1 protein-coding gene is annotated in these 855 nt (G+C 51.8%); it reads right to left on the bottom strand.

Annotated elements, in window-relative coordinates:
* Window positions 1-52: 52 nt before the first annotated feature.
* Entirely contained in the window at window positions 53-757 is a 705-nt protein-coding gene (locus ABEB28_RS42920) for an IS6-like element IS26 family transposase (protein ID WP_001067855.1), read from the bottom strand.
* Window positions 758-855 lie beyond the last annotated feature (98 nt).

The raw sequence follows: 855 nt of genomic DNA on the forward strand, positions 1-855 counted from the left end.
GGCACTGTTGCAAAGTTAGCGATGAGGCAGCCTTTTGTCTTATTCAAAGGCCTTACATTTCAAAAACTCTGCTTACCAGGCGCATTTCGCCCAGGGGATCACCATAATAAAATGCTGAGGCCTGGCCTTTGCGTAGTGCACGCATCACCTCAATACCTTTGATGGTGGCGTAAGCCGTCTTCATGGATTTAAATCCCAGCGTGGCGCCGATTATCCGTTTCAGTTTGCCATGATCGCATTCAATCACGTTGTTCCGGTACTTAATCTGTCGGTGTTCAACGTCAGACGGGCACCGGCCTTCGCGTTTGAGCAGAGCAAGCGCGCGACCATAGGCGGGCGCTTTATCCGTGTTGATGAATCGCGGGATCTGCCACTTCTTCACGTTGTTGAGGATTTTACCCAGAAACCGGTATGCAGCTTTGCTGTTACGACGGGAGGAGAGATAAAAATCGACAGTGCGGCCCCGGCTGTCGACGGCCCGGTACAGATACGCCCAGCGGCCATTGACCTTCACGTAGGTTTCATCCATGTGCCACGGGCAAAGATCGGAAGGGTTACGCCAGTACCAGCGCAGCCGTTTTTCCATTTCAGGCGCATAACGCTGAACCCAGCGGTAAATCGTGGAGTGATCGACATTCACTCCGCGTTCAGCCAGCATCTCCTGCAGCTCACGGTAACTGATGCCGTATTTGCAGTACCAGCGTACGGCCCACAGAATGATGTCACGCTGAAAATGCCGGCCTTTGAATGGGTTCATGTGCAGCTCCATCAGCAAAAGGGGATGATAAGTTTATCACCACCGACTATTTGCAACAGTGCCCATTTGAGCATATGTGGAGTACATTAAAATCTGGC

Origin of the sequence: Cryptosporangium minutisporangium, assembly GCF_039536245.1 — a bacterium.
Lineage (GTDB): Bacteria > Actinomycetota > Actinomycetes > Mycobacteriales > Cryptosporangiaceae > Cryptosporangium > Cryptosporangium minutisporangium.

Excerpts from the sequence above, each read along its gene's own strand:
- ABEB28_RS42920 (WP_001067855.1), bottom strand. The coding sequence starts at position 757 with ATGAACCCATTCAAAGGCCGGCATTTTCAGCGTGACATCATTCTGTGG.